Raw genomic sequence first — 22,486 nt, forward strand, 5'->3', positions numbered from 1 at the left:
GGATTGGTTTTTTGTACTTTAAGAATGTTTAACTTCACTAAGAATTAAAGTTTAAGATAAACGAAGACTTTCTCCATGAAGGACTTGGCAACAAGCCTAGTTTCTCTAATGTTATCATGACTTTATTCAGAAAAATCATGATCAAATTTTCTTTAATATTGCATCAACATTTCAATTATCAATTTTTTCAGATATAATATTACTATATATTTCGATATACGAAACAATATGTGTGAAATTTAACGTCATTTATATCAAACTAGTGTGAGAGGGGAATATGTATGACAGATGCTTACAAAGAAACTTTAAGCCGTTCTGAAGTTTTAGTTGATAATACGTGGAATTTAAATGATTTATTTAAAACAGAAGAGGCATGGGAGCACGAATTAATAGCAGTACAGAAAGACATCGATAGAGTGACACAATATAAAGGAGGTATTTCTGAAAGTGCAAAAATGTTGCTAGATTGCCTCGATGCTAAAGATGCTTTAAACGAAAGAGTAATGAGAGTGTCGACGTTTTCATCGCTCCGTCTTTCTGAAGATGGGACTAATCCTGTTAATCAAGCAAACGCAGCACGTGTCGGTTCTATGTTATCTAGCTTTAGTGCAAATACTTCTTTTATTGAGTCTGAAATTCTTGAATTAACTGAAGAGAGGGTAGAAACCTACATCCAACAAGAAGGAAAATTGGAATCCTATCGTAAAACGCTGTTTGATTTATTGGAAACGAAGCCTCACAAGCTAACGTCTGATGCGGAAGAAGTGTTAGCAGCATTCGGTCAAATTCATGATGCACCTTTCATGATCTATGAACGAAGCAAAACATCAGATATGGTATTTCCATCTTTTAAAACCGAAGACGGGAAAGAATATCCACTCACTTTTAATACATTTCCTACCTACGAAGGTTCCGCAAACACAGAATTACGAAGGAAATCTTACGAGTGTTTTAATGACACTCTGAAGCAATACAAACATACCTATGCAGCAACATATGCTACAGAAATAAATAAGCAAGTTGTAGAAGCACGAATACGAAATTATGGTTCAGCAACGGATATGCTCTTAAACGATCAGCAAGTGACAAAAGAAATGTATCATAATCAATTAGATACGATCCAAAAAGAACTAGCCCCTCATATGAGACGTTATGCTAAGTTAAAACAACGGATGCTCGGCCTTGAAAGTATGCAATATAGTGACCTAAAAGCACCGCTCGATCCGGAATATGATCCTAAAACGACATATAAAGAATCGACCGATCTCATTTTAGAATCATTAAAGGTGATGGGACCTGAATACATGGAAATAATGGAGGAAGCGGTAACTAATCGCTGGATAGATCTCACTGACAATATTGGAAAAAGATCTGGTGCTTTTTGTTCAAGCCCTTACGGGGTTCACCCCTACATTTTATTGACATGGGATGATTCAATGAGAAATGCTTTCACACTTGCTCATGAATTAGGACATGCAGGTCATTTTAGTTTAGCAGGAAGGTATCAAAAAATTTCAAACACTCGTCCTTCAAGATACTTTATTGAAGCACCTTCTACAATGAACGAAATGTTATTAAGCCAACATATTATCGCCCAATCTAATGATGATCGTATGCGTAGATGGGTAATTCTTCAATCATTAGGAACGTACTACCACAACTTTGTGACCCACATATTGGAGGGAGAGTTGCAGCGCCGTATTTATGATTTAGCTGATCAAGGAACGCCGATCACAGCAAACATCCTTTCTGAGCAAAAAATAGATTTACTTACTAAGTTCTGGGGAAGTTCCGTCGACATTGATGAAGGGGCCGGTTTAACATGGATGCGTCAACCTCATTATTATATGGGACTCTATCCATATACGTACTCCGCAGGGTTAACAGCATCAACTGCTGCTGCGCAAATGATCCAAGAAGAAGGACAACCTGCTGTAGACCGATGGTTAACGGCATTAAAAGCAGGCGGCACATTAAAGCCATTAGAATTAATGAAAGTGGCCGGTGTTGATATGTCTACATCAGAGCCGATTGAAAAGGCTGTTGCTTATGTAGGATACTTAGTAGACGAGCTAGAAAAAAGTTATGAAAAAAAGCAATAAGAATTAATATCAATTATGATAATATGTAGTGAAATAAGACTGTTTTTAAATCTATGTTTTAGAAACAGTTATAGGGAGGAGCACTACTTATCTTAAACATAACTAAAATAATTCTAGCACTTACTGTTGTGATTATTTCCACGTTTAGTATGATCACAAGCAATTACCAGTTAACTCCAATAACTATGCTCCTATTAAGTGTTGTCATATTAATCTTGGGAATGGAACAAAAAGAGAAAGGTAATACTAAGAGTTTCGCATTCAATATTTTAGTATCTATCTTCCTTTTACTTGTAGCCTTAATTGGCTTTATCGAATTAATTGTTCTATTATTTCGCTAGTTAATTTATTTATGAACAATAAAAACTTGAATCTTCTAACTTTGAAGGAGATTCAAGTTTTTTGATCGTTTATTTACGAATGTTCGTCTTTAATAGAATAAGATTTTAGTAATGTGATAAAAGTATACCTCTTTCGAAAAAGTTGCACGCCACTCTAATAGACTCCTTCAGCAATTTTTGCCGGGGGCACTCGTCCCATCGCTATAGGGAAGTGAACCGCTGAGATTAGAGCCGAACGGAGCGAAAAAGTAAGGAATAGGGAGTGAACCCCCGAGATTGGAACCGAACGGAGCAAAAAAGTAAGTAGTAGGGAGTGAACCCCCGAGATTGGAGCCGAACGGAGCGAAAAAGTAAGTAGTAGGGAGCGAACCCCCGAGATTGGAGCCGAACGGAGCGAAAAAGTAAGAAATAGGGAGCGAACCGCTGAGATTGGAGCCGAACGGAGCGGAAAAGTAAGGAATAGGGAGTGAACCGCTGAGGTTGGAGCCGAACGGAGCGGAAAAGTAAGGAATAGGGAGTGAACCGCTGAGATTGGAGCCGAAAGTAGCGGAGAAGCAGGATGTAATAGAGTGATTTACACAAATAGAAGATTAGAATTGGGAAAACGGTACGAAAGAGAGAATTTTAAATTGTTATTATGAAGAATTAAGCTAAAGCTTCGTATATTTCAAATGAATAATTCAATAGCAATCTTGTTACTAAAATAGTAAACTAGGCTTTAGACTGTTTTAACGTGGAAGGGAAGAACGGAAATGAATCGTTATCAACGTAACATAATTATTGCGCTGCTTATTGCAACCTTCCTAGCAGCGATCGAAGTGACTGTGATCAGTACGGCCATGCCTGTCATTACAAGGGATCTTGGTGGGATAGATCTGATTAGTTGGGTATTTGCAATATATCTTTTAACGTATGCGGTGATGACACCAATTTTCGGGAAACTAGCAGATTTATTTGGTAGAAAAAAGATATTTATTACTGGAGCAACGATTTTTCTAATAGGTTCGGCATTATGCGGACTTTCACAAACAATGGAACAATTAATTTTTTTCCGGGCAGTGCAAGGAATTGGGGCAGGAGCACTATTGCCAATGACTTTCACGATCGTAGGTGATGTGTTTTCATACGAACAACGAGGGAAAGTTCAAGCGATTATTGGATCAATATGGGGGATTGCAGGAGTCTGTGGTCCGCTAGTTGGCGGTTTTTTTGTCGATTATTTCACATGGCATTGGATCTTCTTTATTAATATTCCATTTGGTCTCGTCTCGATGTATTTAATTGGTAAATACTTAGAGGAGAAAATAGAGAAACGGAAACGATTGATTGATTACGGAGGTGCAATCACCTTTATGATCGGAATGGCTACATTGTTATATGCCTTACTTTCAGGGGGGAATGACATCGCTTGGACCGATCCGACAATGTATATCTTGTTCGCGATTGGATTCAGTTTCTTATTAGCTTTTGTGATCATTCAGTTAAATGTTTCAGAACCAATGATGCCATTTTATTTGTTCAAAAATCGTCATTTATTAATTGCTAATGTGTGTGGGTTATTAATGGGATCGATTCTTATCGGTTTAACGGCATACTTACCACTTTGGGTTCAAGGAGTCTTATTGTTAGCGGCTACGTCATCTGGGTTAACATTAATTCCAATGTCGATTGGATGGCCATTAGGATCATTTATAAGTGGTCAGCTGCTTGTGCGGATTGGATCGAAACCACTTTCACTTGTTGGGGTTATTCTGATTGCTTCAGGGACGTTTTCACTGACCTGGATCACTTCAACAACCTCAAATGTCATCCTTGTCATCATTATGTTTTTTATCGGGTTAGGGTTTGGTTTATCGATGACCGTCTATACTGTGATTGTTCAATCTTCCGTTGATTGGAGTCATCGAGGTACTGCTGCATCGTCAAATGCTTTCCTTCGAACATTAGGACAAACGTTGGGGATAACGGTGTTAGGGATGTTTCTCAATCAGACGATTGGTGGACATGCGACAAATGGAGTCGACGTGGCACCTGATATCCTTGCCGCTGGTCTTCACTCGGTTTTCATTCTTTTAGCAATTAGTGGAGTGCTATTAGTTCTCGTAGCGAGCTTTCTACCGAAAGAACAGCCAGAGCAAGCAAACGATCGTTCATAATGAAAGATATGATGAATTTATTTGAAGTCGGTGATTAATGATGGAAAAAGCAGAACGATTTATGACGTATCCGTTCGGAGCAAAAAATAAACAACTTCATGGAGCAATTTTTGCATCAACTGAAACGAGTGCTGATCTAGTTTCTGATGAAGAGAGAGACGCTTTTTATTTCAGATCGCTTGAGAAGATGGGAGTATTTCTGAATAAACCACAATTGGAGGCCGTAAGACATGGTCAAGGACCAGCACTAGTTTTAGCTGGAGCAGGGAGCGGTAAAACGAGAGTCCTTGTATCAAGAACGGGGTATTTACTCTCTGTTCAAAAAGTTGATCCTAAAAATATTTTACTCGTTACATTTACAAAGAAAGCATCGGAAGAGATGAAACAACGAATTGCATCTCTCCCGGGATTGCCTAAAAGAACGGTCAATGAAATTACTGCAGGAACGTTTCACTCAATTTTTTATCGATTGTTGAAAAGTAGAGGGTTTGACCAACAAGTAATAAGCAGTGAGAAGCAAAAACAAATTGCAATTAAAATGATTCTTAAACGTCACGAACTGCAAGATTCATACGAATCTGAAACGTTATTAGCGATTTTGTCTTCTTATAAGAACAACATGAAAACGGTACATGATATGCCTTCGAAACTTCCTGTTGAAAAAGAAGTGAAAGATGTTTTAACAGAATATGAAGGATGGAAGCAAGAAAGAAATTATTTAGACTTCGATGATATGTTATTAGAAACATACTTGCTTTTAATAAGAGACCCTCAACTTTTAAAAGCGATGCAGCGACGATTCCAATACATTTTATGTGACGAGTGGCAAGATACGAACCCGATTCAATATGAATTAATAAAGATGGTGGCGAACCCCCTTGACCATTTATTTGTTGTTGGCGATGATGATCAAACGATATTTAGTTTTAATGGGGCAGACAGTTCGATAATTTTGAATTTTACTACAGATTTCCCTGCAACAAAATCAATCACACTTGATATCAATTATCGGTCTGCAGCGGATATTGTCTCTCTTGGCAATCAGGTTATTAAACATAATAAAATGAGACATAAGAAAACATTGAAAGCAAGCAAAATAGCCGATCAAAAGCCAGTATTTTTAAAACCCGAATCAACAGATGATGAGGCGAAATTAATTATTAAAAAAATAATTGATGCGGTAAAGTTTGAAGGGAGAAGGTTTAAGGATTTTGCAATTCTCCACCGCACAGCTACAAGTAGTCGAGCCATCTTTGATCAAATGGTTATCATGGAAGTACCTTTTATTACATTTACAAGAGGAGAAACTTTCTATGAAAACAGTATTGTTCAAATGATTCTTGATTATTTAAGACTTTCTTTGGATCCACAAAACATAGCAGCACTTCGTAATATTTTGCCTAGTTTGTACTTAAATCGAGAAAAAACGATCCAGTATATCGAAACAGAAGCAATGTTTAACCCTGGAAAGAAACTACTAGATCATGTCCAGAATTTACCGAACCTTAAGGACTTTCAAAAAAAACAAATCAATCAACGTCTTAATACAATTAAACTCCTTCAGCAAAAAACGGCTATAGGTGCGATTAAAGAGATACGTACTTTTTACGATAAATATTTGGAAGCTGATGAGCGGAAAACGAAGACGATGGATAAAGAAATGATTAAAGAAACGTTAGCAGAGTTAGAATCGTCGGCAAAATCATTTAAAACAGTTCGGGAGTATATCGGATTTATTGATGAAATTATTACTAAAAACAAAGAAATGGCTGGACGGCGACCGGAGGATAATGGCGATGTGATTTCACTAATGACGATTCATCGCTCAAAAGGGTTGGAATACCCTGTCATTTACCTGATTGGAGCTTCAGAAACCATTTTGCCACATAGTTCCGCACTCGAAGCGGATCAACGAAAAGATTCGCTTATCCCTGGAGAAGGAAAGCAAAAAATTGCTTGTGCGATTGAAGAAGAACGCAGACTCGCCTATGTAGCCATTACAAGAGCGCAAGAAGAGCTTTGTATTAGTTCACCATCCATGTACCGCGGAAAACAAATAAGTGTTTCTCGATTTTTATTGGAAGCATATGGTGCATGGGAATCGAAGAAGAATATCTCCGAAATGAAAATTGGGAGAGTCAAAAAAGGCAACGAATCGTCAGAACGAAAATCAGAAATAGTTCACGAAATTGTGTGGGAATGTACTAGCTTCATATGTAACGGATGGAAACGAGTCAGCAATCAAAGTAAAATAGACGAAGAGCAAAAGGCTTGCCCACTTTGTAAAAGTGAAATGGTTAAAGCTGATCGAGAAATTAAAATCTACAAGTGAGAATCCTCACTAATAAAAAAAGGAGGGGTTGAAGGTGGAGAAATTACTTAAAACGTTAACGTCACTTCACGGACCATGTGGTTACGAACAACCAGTTAGTCGATGGGTTCGCGACACGCTTCGCCCGATTGTGGATGACATCGATGTCGACGCTCTCGGAAATGTAATCGCAATTAAAAACGGCAGCAGGCCAGGTCCATCAATGATCATGACAGCGCATATGGATGAGATTGGATTCATCGTGAAGAAGATAGAATCTAATGGCTTAATCCGTTTTGAAAAATTAGGAGGCCATGATGATCGTATCTTGTTGACGCAAAAAGTACAAATTCGCACAAAAACTGGATTGATAACTGGAATAATTGGTAGTATTTCTGCTCATTTTGCGAAGTTTGATGATGCTAGTCGTGTTCGAAATCACCGTGAATTATACATTGATGTAGGCGCTAAAAGTAAACAAGGCGCAATAGATTTAGGTGTCGAAATTGGTTCTCCAATAACGTGGATGCCCAATATGGATTACCTCGGCAATGAATCGACCGGTCGTTTCGTTGGAAAAGGGTTCGATGATCGAGCAGGATGTGCAGTACTGATAAAAACGTTACAAGAGCTGGAGAAGACATCATTCTCTGGAAAGGTTACGGCAATTTTCACTGTTCAAGAAGAAGTGGGATTACGTGGTGCACAAGTCGCTGCAAGTCAAACAGAAGCAGACGTTGCGATTGCTATCGATACAACCGCGGTAAGCGATACTCTAGAAGAGACGATGGATGATACGTTAGCGATAGGAGGAGGAACGGGAATCAAAGTTCTTGATGCTAGTTTGATTTCTCATCCTGCAGTTAAAGACTATTTGATAGAATTAGCAACTAATCACGAAATTCGATACCAACTTGAAATCTTTCCTGGTATTGGTACCGATGGCGGTGCCATAAGCTTAGCCAATCGTGGAATTCCAACTGGTGTATTATCGATTTCTTCTCGCTATGCACATTCGCCAGTTGAAGTAATTGATATGGATGATCTCAGAGCTACGAAAGATCTTTTGAAAGCATTTATTTTATCGCTGACAAAAGAGACGGATTTTTCATTTTTGAGTTAGGTAATTTGCAATTAATAGAGGACAAAGAAAGATAAATTAATTTAGATACGCTTTTCGTTTATGATTTAACGTATTTGAATGCATGGATCATGGTACAATAGATAATAGGAAATTCTTACCGAGAGTTTTACGTAGAGATGAAAGGGATTGAAGAGTTTGAGTAATGAAGAAACAAGAAAAGAATCACCAGCTAATTTTGCAGAATTAAAGAAATCGATTAACAGAAAATCTAATTGGCGCGAGCGTCTTGATGCAGTTGAAGAGTTAGGTCAGTGGAAAACTAGGGAGACGAAGGAATTATTGCATCATAGTATGACCGGAGACCCTGTCTATAGAGTTCAAATTGCTGCATATGAAAAATTAAAGGGACTGGGTGAGCAAGTTTCCAAGCCTGAGTATAAGAATGAAGATCCTATCAAGGGTACGAAAAAAATCCTTATTCGTATAAAAAAGAGTCTTCCTAAGGACCATTCCTATGAACAGTTCAAAGAAAAAGTCAAAAAGATGAGGCTTGATTTGTACGATACGTATGAAGGGGACAAAGGAGATAACTTTGATCAGTGGCTAGAAGAGACATGGGCTAGCTTATCAATTGGTAGAAATTAAAGTAATGTAATTGAATAACGTTAAACAAAAAAGGTACTTCTTAGTAAAGAAGCACCTTTTTTTTTGAAAAACAGATTGAATAAATAGTGCGCTAAAATGTTTTTAGTTAAAACTCAAAAGTCAAAATTAATTCATCCGCTTCTTCACTTTCTCAATGAGTTTATCTTCTTTTTTTGCAGAAACTACTTCGCCATTAACAAAAACAAATGGTTTCTTTTTACCTTTTTTACAGTAAGAGTGACAACCGATGTTGATTTTTGCATTTGAATCTATTTTTTTCAGTCGAGAAACTAGCGAGTCTATATTTGTTGCTTTGCATTTATCACAAACTTTAAATTTGTTTGTCATATTTCACCTACATTCCATAGTCAACAATGAGAGCAGCTTATATAAATTCTACAATTAAACGGTACGTTGGATCAACTTTGATGATTGTGAAACGATGAATTATAATGAAATCGAGAGGAGAATATTTATGCATCTTCAGGAACAGTTTGTGCAATCTGTCCGTTTGTATTTCAAAGATGATGGGGAGAAGTGGTTACAAGAGCTCCCGTCTCTCATTGCTTATTGTGAGAGGAATTGGAAATTAAAATTGAAAGATCCATATCATCTTTCTATTAATTATGTGGCACCCGCTACCATGGAGGATAATACGGAAGTTGTAGTGAAGATTTGTTTGCCTGGTAAGGAATTTACTGATGAACTTGAAACATTAAAACTTTACAACGGGCGAGGAACAGTGAAGTTAATCGATTCAGATACCGAGAAAGGTATTTTGATATTGGAGAAGATTACACCTGGATATACTTTAGCGGAAGAAAATAATGACGAAAAGGCATGTCGGGTAGCAGCTAAATTGCTTAAGAAATTAGTAATCCCAGCACCGAATCATACGAAAATATCACCTGTTAACAATAGAGAAGAAAAACTGAGACGACTTGTTATTAATAATCCAGAGGGCATAGGGCCTATTTCAAAGGAAATGATGAGTAAAGCTCTAAATATTTTTACATATTTAACTCAGACAACTAGTCAAGTATTTCTCTTACATGGGGATTTCCATCATTATAATATACTCTCATCTGCAAACGAGAATTACAAAGCGATTGATCCTAAAGGCGTAATTGGTGAGCTAGAGTACGATCTGATACAGTACATGTTAAATAAGTTACCAGAAAAAGGTGCTTATAGTGTGATTGAAAAAAGAGTAAACATATTCACAAATGAGCTTAAGCTTAATAAAGAAAGGCTACTTCTTTGGGGCTATTGTCACACTGTATTAGCAACTTGTTGGAGCGTTGATGATGATGGATCATATTGTAAACCATTTTACGGGGGAATAACAATTTTTGAAGAGCTTCATAAAGATATATTTGGTAGCAAGTGAAATACAATTAATTTTACAAAATGATTATCTAATTCCTGTCACAGGTCAACCACTATGAAACATAGGCTACCAAGTAGTGTATACGTCTATGACAGGAGGAATTAAAATGTATGCAAATGATCCTTACTATCTGAAACACCGTTATTTTTATCCTGCGAATTTTTATTCTGAGCATCCATACTCAAACGCTAATAGAAGTTATCCAGTCTATCCGAATGATGCAATGGGACAATTAGACCGGCAACAAGCGATTAGAGGCCAAGCTTCATGGACAGAGGGTGGCACAGTAACGCGGTGTGACATACCTTGGTCACAAAATCAATATATGACTGTAGGGGTTGGTGTAGAATCGCCGTATAGGTGTGGAGAAACGTTATATGTTAGAAATTTACGAATACCTGGACAAAGTCCAGTAGCAGTGACAGTAGTCGACCAGGTTCCAGGATATCAGCAAGATAAAATCAATCTTCACCGAGTAGCATTTGAAGCTTTGGGAGCAAATTTAGATGAAGGCATCATTGATGTTGAAATTATTATTGCTAATGAAGTAGAAGAAGACGAAGATACATGGGGATCGTTTCTTCAAGGAATTGTGCAAACCGCTTATTCGGAATACACCATTACGAACGAACAATTGGTGGAACAAATAGAGGTTACAGCTGATCGGGTAAGAGAGATCTATGAATTTACGCTACAATCTACGGAGGAAGAGATAACTGTTAAGGGCCAAGTTGTCTTTAATCCTAATACAAATCGTCTTATATCATTTGACGTAAATGGAGCTTAAGAATAAAGTATTGTAATTAAAAACAGCCTAGTATGATCAAAATTAAATAAGTACGAAAAAAACGTTCACCTAGGTCGGTCTGGTGAACGTTTTTTATAATATGCATTTTTTAGATTGTTTTACCACTCTTTCGGTTGGTAATTTAGATCTCTGAATAATTGCTTCTTTTCTTTCTTTGATAAATCTCTCCATTGTCCAACGGGAAGGTTACCTAATTGAATATTCATCACACGTGTTCGTTGAAGTCGGAAAACGTCATATCCTAACTCCGCGCACATTCGACGGATTTGCCGATTTAATCCTTGTGTCAACGTGATCTGAAATTCAAAGTTAGATAATTGATAAACTTTACAAGGTAGCGTTTTTGTTCCTAATATATGGACACCTTCCGCCATATTTTTCAAAAATTCTTCAGAAATTGGCTTATCCACGGATACGATATATTCCTTTTCATGCTCGTTTTCAACTCGTAATATTTCGTTAACAATATCCCCGTCATTTGTTAGAAGTATTAGCCCATCTGACTCTTTATCTAAACGTCCAATATTATAGATCCTAAGAGGGTGATTGACTAAATCAACGATATTTCCTTTCACATTTTTCTCGGTCGTACTTGTGATACCAATAGGTTTATTCAAAGCAATGTATACATAGTTATTCGCCATTTGAATTGGATCGCCGCTTACGAGAACTTTATCCCCTGGTTTAACTTGGTAACCAGGTTTGGGAATTTTCCCATTAACGGTAACTTGTCTTTCAAGAATTAATTTATCTGCCCCGCGCCTCGATGTTTTTCCTGACTCGCTTATATATTTGTTAATACGAATATGAATCACACCCTTAAGTGGAAGAATTTTATTTTAGAGAATCGAATAGAGATGACCTATTTAGGTTATTGCAGTAAATTTCATCAGTTAATCCAAATAGTAAAAAAGCGAAAGGCAGACTACCTCTGATAAATCGTACCATAAATCAATACGGGAAGGAACTAAACGCATTAGATAATAACATTCAACTTAACAGCCTGCTGAAAACGTGTCGACTTACATGGACAAATGCCGGCAACTTCTTATCAGTTATCAGACTGAAATAAATATCCATCGCAAGAATGAGGGAAGTTCGGTCTACAGCAAGTGTGAATATATGGAAATATATTTTAAACTGATGATACAAATAAGATTTAATCTGAGAGGGTGTATGATCCGTGAACAAGATGATTGAAGTACGATCCATTAATAAAGCTTTTGTAAAAAGAAAGACAAGAGAGGTCGTCACAGCGGTTAACGATATTTCTTTTGAAGTGAACCGAGGAGAAGTACTTGGTTTATTAGGGCCGAATGGAGCTGGTAAAACTTCGACTATAAAGATGATATGCGGGTTATTGCAACCAGATACTGGGTCAATTCAGATTAATGGCCTAGATATAGAAAACAATAGATTAAAAGCGTTGAAGCATATTAGTGCTGTATTAGAGGGGAATCGCAACTTATATTGGCGCTTGACTGTGAAGGAAAATCTTGAATACTTCGCCGGAAATCGCGGGAAATCACGAAAGGAAGTAAAAGCTGACGTGGATAAACTGATCGGACAGTTTGGACTAAAAGAAAAAGAAAATGAACTTGTAAATGCTTTATCACGTGGGATGCAGCAAAAACTAGCGATTGCTGTCGCCTTGTTAGCTGATACAGAAGTGATATTACTAGACGAGCCAACTTTAGGGTTAGATGTTGAAATCAGCTATGAACTAAGAGAAATTCTGAAAAAAATAGTGAAAGATGAACATCGTACGATAATAATTAGTTCACATGATATGCCTGTCGTTCAAGAATTGTGTGACAGAACAGTAATTATAAATAAAGGTACGGTTATCGTAGATGAAAAAATAGAGAATTTACTTAAGTTTTTTGAAACACGGGCTTATTCTATTACGTTAGGTGAGAGGTTAACAGATTTTCAGAAGGATACGTTACGTAGTAAATTTCCTATGAGTACGTATCATGATAAATCACATGAAACAATCGTTGCTGTAAATTTGCAACAGAGCGAAGATATTTATGATCTTTTTGATATTTTTAAAGAGGAAAGAACTATTGTCGAAAGCATTGACCGCACTACGATTGATTTCGAACAAGTATTTATGAGAATAGTGAAGGGGGAAACCGGCTATGAGTTGGTTTAATTTATTTAAGGCAAATATTCGAAAAGAATATATAGAAATGATTCGTTATTTTCCGAATACAGCTGCTTTATTGCTTACATTTTACATCATTTTCTTGGCCACTTTCTTTGGAATTATGTTTATTGGTGACCCTGCTAGTTTTGATGCAAATGTACAATATTCCATCGTGAGTGTTGGTTTTTGGAGTTTGACGATGATGACGATGAACTTCATAGGATTTACTATCGTTTCTGAAGCAATGCGTGGGACGTTAGAACAATTATATATGTCTCCTATGGGTGTGTGGAAAATTATGCTTACTCGTATTATAGGTCAATTTGTATTGCAATTCATTGTTATGATTATCTTACTCTTTGCGGCTATGTTAACCTCTGGACAATGGATGAATCTTAATCCAATGACTTCGGTTCCGATAATAATCGTTACGATGGTTAGTATGATCGGTATCAGTTTTATGATTGCTGGTTTAGCAATAATTGTGAAACAAATCGAAGCATTTCTACAGATTTTTCAGTTTGTTTTGATGGCGCTTGTATTTGTACCACTTTCAGTAGCCCCTTTTCTAGCGCTGGCACCATTTGTAAAAGGTGTAAATATGGTACGAACGGTAATGATGGAAAATGTAACTTTAACTGATATACCAACTTCTGATTATGGTATTTTATTATTAAATTCGCTCGTATACTTGGTCATTGGTTTGGTTGTCTTCCATCGTTGTGAGAAATTTGCGATGAAGAAAGGCCTGTTGGGACAATATTAGCAATATCATATTGAAGTTTATTAACATAGGGAATGGTAATTCACAGGATAAATTACTTTTTTAGCTTTCTCGACTAGTAATATATGAATTTTGGCGATTTAGAGATCTTAGCTAATGGATAACAAGGTATATACGCATTACGCATTATTTCTCTCTAATACTCTTTAACTCGTAGGTATCTCTTGCAGACAATCAACATCGTGGTATTATTAAAGGCAGATTGTAAAAAAAAAGAGATACCATTTCATGGGTAACGATACAAGGAGTTGGAAATAGATGTCAACAAACATACGAGTCGCTTTTATTGGTGCGGGCAACATGGCTGAAGCGATGATATCCGGAATTGTAAAAACCGGTACATTGGAGCCACAGCAACTATTAGTAACAAACCAAAGTAATCAAGAACGTTTATTAGAATTACATAACCGGTACGGCGTTCAGGGAATAGTTTTTGATAGTTTTCCTATTGAATCTGCTGATGTAATTATTTTAGCGATGAAGCCGAAAGACGCAGAGACGTGTCTTGCTTCGATAAAAGATAAGCTTGTACCAGATCAAGTAGTGATGAGTGTATTAGCCGGGATTTCAACATCTTACTTACAAGACCACTTAAAAGCAGATCAACAAGTTATTCGTGTTATGCCAAACACCTCAAGTATGATTCAAGAATCGGCTACAGCAATATCTCCAGGCGAAAGTGTGACTATGAAAAATGTCAACTTAGCTAAAAAAATCCTTGGTGCTATAGGGGAAGTTTATCTTATCGAAGAGGAGCAAATGGACTTGTTTACTGGACTTGCGGGTAGTGGGCCAGCTTACTACTATTATTTGATGGAGCATATAGAAGAAATTGCTGTTGAAAATGGTATGGACTCCTCACTAGCAAGAAGGATTGGCGCACAGACAATTTTGGGTGCAGCAAAAATGATGATTGAACGTGATGAATCTCCGGAGCAATTAAGAACCAACATCACTTCTAAAAATGGAACGACACAATCAGGATTAGAAGCATTAGCTGCTAACGGTGGAGGAAAAGCGATCAAGGCAGCAATCGCATCCGCAATGAAACGATCTAAAGAAATCAGTGCTCACTTAGAAAATAATCCTACTCACCATTACTAAAAATGATTTTGAAGCGTCCTTATTCGTAGTCAACTTTGACTAGGAGAAGGGGCGTTTTTTTAGATTTATTTTACTTATATTTGGAAGTGATTCTCCATTTATTTGATATAATGTATGTATAATACTCAATATCCCTTTACTTCAGCTATTTTAAATTGTTGATATAATCATAGAAAAGAGGTCGTTATGAAAACGAAAAATAAACTGATTCGGATGGCAAAAGTACTATCAATGGCGTTTATCATCTTCGTTAAAATTTATTGGTACAAAATTCGTAAAAAGCCAGAATTAGAATGGCAAAAGTTGTGGGACGAAATCGGAAAACGGTTCCGCAGAACGTTATTTGAATTGGAAGGTTTATTAATCAAAATAGGACAGTTATTAAGTATACGTGGTGATTTACTGCCAAAGGCATTTATTGATCAATTACAAGACCTAACTGACCATGTTCCACCTTCTGATTGGAAAGATATTCAGGATATTCTTGAAACGGAGTGGGGCGGTTCTCTTGAGCAGAAATTACATTCAATTGAAAAAAAAGCAATTGCCTCAGCGTCTATTGGAGAAGTATATCAAGGTAAATTAAAGGATGGGACAAAGGTTGCCATTAAAGTTCAAAGGCCTCACATTCAATCAATTGTTCAAATCGACTTCCGTACGCTTGGAATTATTATTTGGTTTGCAGATCACTTTGTTCCTCTTCCAAAAGGATTTATTAATTTTAACGTCTTGTTTAAAGAGTTAAAACAGGTGATTGAAAGAGAACTAAATTTTTCAAAGGAACAGGAGGCACTTCTATCATTTAAAGATCGATTCAAAGAGTCAGATGTTGTTCAAATACCGTCTGTTTTCTCAGAGTTAAGTACATCTAAAGTTCTTGTGATGGAATGGGTAGATGGGATAAGGCTAACTGATTCTGAAGCGTTAGATCAACTAGATGTTAGTCGTAAAGAACTTGCGCAACGTCTAATCACATTGTTCCTTCCCCAATGGCTAGAGGCGGGTACATTTCATGCCGATCCGCATACAGGGAATGTGCTTGTTTCAAAAGAAGGAAAAATAGTACTGCTTGATTTTGGTATGGTAGGAGAAATCACGAAAAAGGATGCAGCTCATTTTCAAAAGCTGATTGAAAGTATCCTCTCGAAAAATTACCCTAAAGCAGTAGAATCTTTGACTCAATTAGGTTTTTTATTACCCGGTGCTGAATCAAGAACGATTGAAGGATTATTAGAAGAGCTCCTTTCTTTTCATCCATCGCAATTAAAAGAAATGGACTTGATTGCTTTCAAATTAGAAATGAATGACATGATTCAGGCGCTCCCGATTCAAGTACCTACTCGCTTTGTTTTTTTAGGTCGTTCTTTTATTACCATTGAAGGCGTCCTTCATATCATCGCACCTAAAGAAGAATTGATAGACGTTGGTAAACCGGTTTTCTTGAACTGGATACAGCATCAAGGAAATAATAAATGGTCGTTTGTATGGCAATGGTTGCAGTCACAACCATTATTTAAAGTGGTTCACTCCGTGACAGAATTTCTGAAGGCACCGGAGAAATTAGCAGAGATAAAGGAAATCGAACAACGAAGGTATTTTCAATTTACAATTTATGAAAACACCAAAAGAAATTTATTCCAATTGTTGTTATTTGGTTCCTTGGGGATAGGTGTTGGTATGTACACATCACATCAACTTATATGGCAAATTTCTGTTGGTGTTTCTGCAATTTCAATTATTGGATATCTCTTTAGTCACTACAAACAAAAGAAATGGATGAAGTATATGCATGAAAAAAGGTAGCGATTTATTAATAATAACTAAAAAAAGCCAAAGCTTATATTGATGCATGTGTAAGCGTTTATATCGTTTGCTTTTGTTTTATCTAAGAAGATTTCTATGTCAGTTCTTCTGACACACTAAGAGATTTTATTAAAGACTACAGATACAATGTTTATATTGAAAACATTGAGAATTGTCTATAATTATTATTTTCGAAGGATAAAGATAAAGAGCTTGAAAGACAAAAAGATTAGCGATAATCTGGAGGTTTCTTAGATGGTAAAACAAAATCTAGTTTTAATAGGAAATGGTATGGCTGGTGTCAATTGTGTTGAAGAAATCTTAAAAAATAATCCTAACCAGTACAATATTACTGTATTTGGAAGTGAGCCGCATGATAACTATAATCGAATTTTATTATCTACGGTTCTGCAAGGGGACACAAAAGTAGATGATATTACGATTAATAGTAGTGCATGGTACGAGAAAAATGATATTACATTATATAAAGGTGAAACGGTTTTGCATGTCGATACGGAGAATAAAATTGTAAAGACTGATCAAGATCGTGAAGTGCAATTCGATAAGCTAATTTTCGCAACTGGTTCGAAGCCATTTGTTTTGCCACTCCCAGGAGCTGATAAAGAGGGTGTTATTACCTTTCGCACGATAGAGGATTGCGAGAAGATTATTAACGTTGCAAAGAACCACAAAAAAGCTGTAGTTATTGGTGGTGGGTTATTAGGGCTAGAGGCGGCAAGAGGGTTGCTGAATTTAGGAATGGAAGTGGATGTTGTCCATATTGCTGGTAATTTAATGGAAAGACAACTAGATACAACAGCTGCGAAAATGCTACAACTAGAATTGGAAAATCAGGGAATGAAATTTCTATTAGAAAAAGCTACGGAAGAAATTATTGGTGATAAACGAGTCGAGGGTCTACGTTTTAAAGACGGATCTACCGTTGAAGCAGATGCTGTTATCATGTCTGTTGGAGTAAAGCCTAATATACAACTAGCCAAGGAAAGCGGAATTGAAACGAACCGAGCAATTGTTGTGGATGATCACTTGGAAACAAGTGTTCCTAATATTTATGCTGTTGGTGAATGTGTGGAGCATAGAGGAATGGTCTATGGTCTAGTTAAACCTCTATATGAACAAGGAAGAATACTAGCTGAAGAAATTTGTGGGAAAGAGTCCAAGGGATACCAAGGGTCTACGTTATCAACACAATTGAAAATATCAGGAGTCGATGTCTTTTCAGTCGGTCAATTTCATGAAGATGAAACAACTAAAATGATCTCACAGTATGATGAATTAGCTGGAGTCTACAAGAAAATTATTTTAAAAGAAGATAAAGTGATAGGAGCTGTCTTATTCGGGGACACGAAAGCTGGAAACAAACTGATAGATATCATTAGCAAACAAAAAGTCATTACTGATGAAGAAAAAATGATTTTTTTACAATCGTCTGATCAGGAGTTTGCAGTTGGTTCAATGGAGCAAACGGAATTGATCTGTAATTGTAATGCAGTTACAAAAGGGACGATTATTGAATCGTGCCAAACGGAAGGTCTAACAACGGTTGAAGAAGTGAAAAAATGCACAAAAGCTTCTAGTTCCTGTGGTGGATGTAAACCACTAGTAAGCGACTTACTATCCTATATCCAAAGTGATGATTTTGATGAAGTGATAGAAAAGGTGCCAATGTGTTCCTGTACAGCATTGACTGACGAGGAAGTTGTAGCAGAGATTCAAATGAGAAACCTCAAATCTGTTCATGAAGTGATAACTGAGCTACATTGGGATAAAGAGAAGGGGTGTTCAACTTGTGTTCCTGCTTTGCACTATTATTTCGGAATGATTTATCCTGAATATGAAACGAAGCAAGAGTCGCTGTATTTCAACGAACGTATGAATGCGACTCGTCAAAGTGATGGCACGTACTCACTTACCCCACAAATGTATGGTGGTGTGACGAATGCAGAAGAACTTCGTAAAATTGCAGATGTTGCTGCAAAGTATTCGATTAAAAATGTAGCAATAACAAGTGAACAAAGAATTCATTTAACAGGCGTGAAAGAAAATGATTTAAGAAATATCTGGAAAGACTTAGATATGCAACTGAGTAGCACGTTTGGAAATACTGTGCAAAATATCAAAACCTGTATTGGTGAGACGGTTTGTAAATGTGAGAAAGAGACCGCTCTGCAACTGGCCGCTAAGTTAGAAAGAAGAACAGATTACCTTGTAACACCTTACCGAATTAAAATGGGTATCTCTGCTTGTTTGCATAACGGAGCGGGATCAACGACCAAAGACATCGGAGTTATTCAAATTGATCGTGGTTGGGAAATTTATGTTGGTGGAAGTAGTGGTCGTAATCCACTTGCAGGACAGTTACTTTGTGTAGCAGAAACTGAGCAAGAAGTCATCGATCTTATCATTGGCTTTATTGAATATTATCGTCAAACAGCAAAATATGGTGAACGTTCTTGGGATTGGATTGATAGAGTCAGTATCTTGCATATACGAGAAGTACTATTCGATGTAGATTTGAGACAAGAGTTAATCACCAGTTTAGATAGTGATTCTAATCATAATAAAAAAGTGGTAGAGAAAGCCGCTTACTAAATACGATAGATTCAGAAAGAAAAACAAGCTAGCAAAGGATGAGGCACCTTGACTGAAATGTTACTAAAGTATTTTCGTAAAAGGCAAAAAGAAGTGGAAACGGAAAAAGTGTATGATACGCAATGTCCATTTTGTAGTATGCAATGTAATATGCAGCTCATTGAACAAACAACTGTTACAAGGAAAAAATATCAAACAGTTGGGAAAGATAACCCTACATCTGAGGGCCGGTTATGTATTAAAGGATTAAACGCCCATCAACATGCTGTTCACTCTGATCGGCTTAAACACCCGTTGTTAAAAGTAAACGGTGAATTTAAGAAAATTTCTTGGGATGATGCAATGGCAGTAATTAAAGAAAGATTCACTAGTATTCAAACAGATCACGGCAAAAATGCCTTATCCGTTTATGGAAGTGCATCGATCACGAACGAAGAAGCTTATTTATTAGGAAAGTTTGCTAGAGTTGCTTTAGAAACGAGATATGTAGATTATAACGGACGTTTGTGTATGTCAGCATCAGCATCAGCGGCTGCAAAGTCATTTGGAATGGACCGAGGTTTTACAAATACAATCCAAGAAATTCCACACTCAAGGTGTATTATTTTGGCAGGGACGAATATTGCAGAATGTCAACCGACAATCATGCCATACTTTGAACGAGCTAAGGAAAATGGGGCATTTATTGTTGCGATTGATCCTCGTGAAACACCAACTACCCAAATGGCTGATTTACACTTAAAAGTAAAACCAGGGAAAGATGCAGTACTAGCCAATGGATTGTTAAAAGTCATTATTGATGAAAACTTAATAGATGAGAAATTTATAAAAAAGCGAGTAAATGGTTTTGATGAAGTAAGAGATCATGTTGCAAGTTTGGATTTATCTGAAATAGCTGAGCTTTCAGGAGTGCCAATAAATAATATTATAAAGGCGGCGACTGTTTTTGGTAAAGAAGAGTCGGGTATGATTTTTACCGCTAGAGGAGTAGAACAACAAACTGATGGTTCCATTGCGGTACGTAATTTTTTGAATATTCTTTTAGCTACTGGAAAAATAGGTAAGGAAAACTCAGGTTTTGGTGCTGTAACAGGACAAGGGAATGGGCAAGGAGCTAGGGAACACGGTCAAAAAACAGATCAGTTACCTGGTTATCGGTCGATTGAAAATGAACAGCATCGAAAGGAGATTTCTGATTTTTGGGGAATTAATGAAAAAGATCTTCCTCGAAAAGGGGTTTCAGCCTTTGAAATGATTGAAAAAATCGATGAAGGAGAAATCAAAGGAATGTTCTTAATGTGTTCGAACCCTGTTGTCTCGAACCCTAGTGCAACATTTGTAAAAGAAGCGATAAAGAAACTAGATTTTTTCGTTGCTTGTGATCTATTTATTTCCGAAACCGCTGAATTAGCAGATTTAATTTTACCGGCTACATCTTATTTAGAAACGCCTGGTACAATGACAAACGTTGAGGGGCGTGTAACCTTACGAGAAGCGAGCTTTCCAATTCGTGGAGAAGCAAAGCATGATTGGCAAATTATATGTGAAGTTGCTCAAGCTCTTAGTAAAGGGGAACACTTTTCATTTTCATCGCCAGAAGAAATATTTACTGAGCTCGCTATGGCAACTAAAGGTGGAATTGCTGACTACTCGGGTATTACGTACGATCGTTTAAGAGCAGAGAAAGGGATTTTATGGCCTTGTCCTGATGAAGACCATCCAGGAACAAAACGATTATTTGAAGATGGATTTGCTCATGCAGATAAAAAAGCAGAGATGGTTGTCGTTTCTAACACACCTGAAGTTGCTAAAGACAATCCAACAGAAAATTTTCCTCTCTACTTAACTACCGGAAGAGTGATGTCTCATTATTTAACAGGAGTGCAAACAAGGAAAAGCTCCACACTAGCTGCACGAGAATTCGAGTCTTATATGGAAATTCATCCAGCGACGGCAGAGAAATATCATATTAAAGATAATACAATGGTAGAAATAGAATCAGAAAGAGGGCGTATCGTTGTACGAAGTAAATGGTCTGACACGATTCGAAAGGACACAGTTTTTGTTCCGTTTCACTGGGCTGATACACAAAATGTTAATCAATTAGTATCTAAAAAACTTGACCCAACTTGTAGGATGCCGGGGTTTAAGGTGAGTGCTGTGAGGATCAGTCCGATTGCTAATTAAATAGCGTATTGACTGTCACACAGATATCCATTTTGGAGTCTGTGTGGCTTTTTAACGGAAATTTGTTTATCGTTCTTTAACACAGATTGGAATAATTCTAGTATCAGCATAGAACTCGTATTTTTGTGCAAAGAGCCATGGAATATCAGCATAAACGCACCAAATTTGTGCAAAGCGCATCCGAGTATCAGCATAAACACACCGAATTAGTGCATAGAACGCCAAATTACTAGTATTGGATAATTATTAATAAATGTTGAAGATATAAGAAGGTATTGTCCATTTCTAATAGAATATATATAGTATGAGATATCTACGCCATCAATAAGTGTAAAAATCTCATAGGCTTACGCTAATTTGAAAGCGCGCCAAATAAATTTTGGAGGAGTTTTTAATATGACATTTACTTTGCAACTAGGAGATCAAGCACCTCAATTTTCATTAGGTGCTACGGATGGAAAAACGTATAATCTAGATGATTTTGCTGATGCCAAAGCATTAGTAGTGTTCTTTACTTGTAATCACTGTCCTTTCGTTGTTGGTTCAGATGAAGTTACAAGAGAAACTGCAGACAAATTTAAGGAACAAGGAGTTGAGTTTGTAGCGATTAATTCAAATAGTGTTAACACAAAGCCTGATGATTCCTTTGATCACATGGTTCAACGTATAGACGAGCAAAAGTTTCCTTGGAAGTATTTACATGATGAAACTCAAGAAGTAGCCAAAGCATATGGTGGATTAAGAACGCCACACTTTTTTGTCTTTGATCAAAATCGAAAGCTAGTTTATACAGGTAGAGGTGTTGATCAACCTAGAGATACTAGTAAAATGACTGTGAACGATTTAGAAAGCGCTTTAAAAGAACATTTATCAGGAAAAACAGTTACAAGACCGGTGACAAATCCGATTGGATGTAATGTAAAGTGGGATGGAAAAGACGAACACTGGATGCCTGCTGAAGCTTGTGATTTAGTCTAAATAATTTATGTGACTTTGTGTGTATGTA

Annotated in this window: 16 protein-coding genes; 14 read left to right on the forward strand and 2 right to left on the reverse strand. The window is 36.9% G+C overall.

Translation table 11 applies throughout. The features are described 5' to 3' along the window. Positions 1-281 precede the first annotated feature (281 nt). The 5 genes from pepF to ACM26V_RS05540 all read left to right on the forward strand — a co-directional run bounded on the left by pepF (position 282) and on the right by ACM26V_RS05540 (position 8,639). Positions 282-2,102 carry an oligoendopeptidase F gene (gene pepF / locus ACM26V_RS05520; protein ID WP_416150432.1) on the forward strand — a complete coding sequence of 607 codons (1,821 nt, stop codon included), beginning with the start codon at positions 282-284 and terminating at the stop codon, positions 2,100-2,102. Positions 2,103-3,195: 1,093 nt separating this feature from the next. Further along, on the forward strand, positions 3,196-4,599 hold the full coding sequence (locus ACM26V_RS05525) for an MDR family MFS transporter (protein ID WP_416150433.1): 1,404 nt from the start codon (positions 3,196-3,198) through the stop codon (positions 4,597-4,599). A 37-nt stretch (positions 4,600-4,636) separates the two neighbouring features. Beyond that, entirely contained in the window at positions 4,637-6,931 is a 2,295-nt protein-coding gene (locus tag ACM26V_RS05530) for a UvrD-helicase domain-containing protein (RefSeq protein WP_416150434.1), read from the forward strand. 34 nt (positions 6,932-6,965) lie between these two features. Further along, positions 6,966-8,033: a M42 family metallopeptidase gene (locus ACM26V_RS05535; RefSeq protein ID WP_416150435.1), complete on the forward strand. Its 1,068-nt coding sequence runs from the start codon at positions 6,966-6,968 to the stop codon at positions 8,031-8,033. Between the two features lie 156 nt (positions 8,034-8,189). Beyond that, positions 8,190-8,639: a HEAT repeat domain-containing protein gene (locus ACM26V_RS05540; protein ID WP_416150436.1), complete on the forward strand. Its 450-nt coding sequence runs from the start codon at positions 8,190-8,192 to the stop codon at positions 8,637-8,639. Positions 8,640-8,765: 126 nt separating this feature from the next. On the opposite strand, the gene ACM26V_RS05545 is transcribed toward ACM26V_RS05540, so the two are convergent. After that, entirely contained in the window at positions 8,766-8,987 is a 222-nt protein-coding gene (locus tag ACM26V_RS05545) for a DUF1450 domain-containing protein (protein ID WP_416150437.1), read from the reverse strand. A 127-nt stretch (positions 8,988-9,114) separates the two neighbouring features. Between ACM26V_RS05545 and ACM26V_RS05550 the strand changes: the two genes are divergently transcribed. After that, a complete protein-coding gene (locus tag ACM26V_RS05550; protein ID WP_416150438.1) occupies positions 9,115-10,029 on the forward strand; it encodes an aminoglycoside phosphotransferase family protein in 915 nt (304 codons plus the stop codon). A gap of 106 nt (positions 10,030-10,135) precedes the next feature. Next, entirely contained in the window at positions 10,136-10,816 is a 681-nt protein-coding gene (locus ACM26V_RS05555) for an RlpA-like double-psi beta-barrel domain-containing protein (RefSeq protein WP_416150439.1), read from the forward strand. 119 nt (positions 10,817-10,935) lie between these two features. Here ACM26V_RS05555 and ACM26V_RS05560 read toward each other — a convergent pair whose 3' ends face one another. Beyond that, the gene (locus ACM26V_RS05560) at positions 10,936-11,652 is read right to left on the reverse strand and encodes a pseudouridine synthase (RefSeq protein WP_416150440.1); all 717 of its coding nucleotides are present in this window, start codon (positions 11,650-11,652) and stop codon (positions 10,936-10,938) included. 368 nt (positions 11,653-12,020) lie between these two features. Between ACM26V_RS05560 and ACM26V_RS05565 the strand changes: the two genes are divergently transcribed. The 7 genes from ACM26V_RS05565 to ACM26V_RS05595 all read left to right on the forward strand — a co-directional run bounded on the left by ACM26V_RS05565 (position 12,021) and on the right by ACM26V_RS05595 (position 22,458). Continuing rightward, positions 12,021-12,995 carry an ABC transporter ATP-binding protein gene (locus tag ACM26V_RS05565; RefSeq protein ID WP_416150441.1) on the forward strand — a complete coding sequence of 325 codons (975 nt, stop codon included), beginning with the start codon at positions 12,021-12,023 and terminating at the stop codon, positions 12,993-12,995. Next, the gene (locus tag ACM26V_RS05570; RefSeq protein ID WP_416150442.1) at positions 12,982-13,755 is read left to right on the forward strand and encodes an ABC transporter permease; all 774 of its coding nucleotides are present in this window, start codon (positions 12,982-12,984) and stop codon (positions 13,753-13,755) included. Before ACM26V_RS05565 ends, ACM26V_RS05570 begins: the two co-directional genes overlap by 14 nt. A gap of 276 nt (positions 13,756-14,031) precedes the next feature. Continuing rightward, on the forward strand, positions 14,032-14,877 hold the full coding sequence (proC, locus tag ACM26V_RS05575; RefSeq protein WP_416150443.1) for a pyrroline-5-carboxylate reductase: 846 nt from the start codon (positions 14,032-14,034) through the stop codon (positions 14,875-14,877). A gap of 186 nt (positions 14,878-15,063) precedes the next feature. Then, positions 15,064-16,680, forward strand: a complete 1,617-nt coding sequence (locus tag ACM26V_RS05580) for an ABC1 kinase family protein (protein ID WP_416150444.1) — start codon at positions 15,064-15,066, stop codon at positions 16,678-16,680. Positions 16,681-16,935: 255 nt separating this feature from the next. Further along, positions 16,936-19,293, forward strand: a complete 2,358-nt coding sequence (nirB, locus tag ACM26V_RS05585; RefSeq protein WP_416150445.1) for a nitrite reductase large subunit NirB — start codon at positions 16,936-16,938, stop codon at positions 19,291-19,293. Between the two features lie 48 nt (positions 19,294-19,341). Next, positions 19,342-21,480, forward strand: a complete 2,139-nt coding sequence (nasC, locus tag ACM26V_RS05590) for an assimilatory nitrate reductase catalytic subunit NasC (RefSeq protein WP_416150446.1) — start codon at positions 19,342-19,344, stop codon at positions 21,478-21,480. 396 nt (positions 21,481-21,876) lie between these two features. Further along, positions 21,877-22,458 carry a thioredoxin family protein gene (locus ACM26V_RS05595; protein ID WP_416150447.1) on the forward strand — a complete coding sequence of 194 codons (582 nt, stop codon included), beginning with the start codon at positions 21,877-21,879 and terminating at the stop codon, positions 22,456-22,458. The last annotated feature ends 28 nt before the right edge of the window (positions 22,459-22,486 follow it).

The organism is Salipaludibacillus sp. HK11, assembly GCF_047795645.1.
Taxonomy (GTDB): Bacteria; Bacillota; Bacilli; order Bacillales; family Salisediminibacteriaceae; genus Salipaludibacillus.